Annotated in this window: 1 rRNA gene; it reads right to left on the reverse strand. The window is 53.1% G+C overall.

Annotation, left to right across the window (positions count from 1 at the left end):
• A 23S ribosomal RNA gene (locus IB268_RS30970) occupies window positions 1-254 on the reverse strand; the annotation flags it as partial.

Raw genomic sequence — 254 nt, forward strand, 5'->3', positions numbered from 1 at the left:
ACTTACGGCGAGGGGGCTTTTCACCCCCTTTATCGCTACTCATGTCAGCATTCGCACTTCTGATACCTCCAGCAGCCTTTACAAGCCACCTTCGCAGGCTTACAGAACGCTCTCCTACCGCGTGCACAAAGTGCACACCCGCAGCTTCGGTTTATCGCTTAGCCCCGTTACATCTTCCGCGCAGGACGACTCGATCAGTGAGCTATTACGCTTTCTTTAAAGGATGGCTGCTTCTAAGCCAACCTCCTGACTGT

Origin of the sequence: Achromobacter sp. ACM01, from assembly GCF_014851745.1 — a bacterium.
GTDB classification, from domain to species: Bacteria; Pseudomonadota; Gammaproteobacteria; order Burkholderiales; family Burkholderiaceae_B; genus Achromobacter; species Achromobacter aegrifaciens.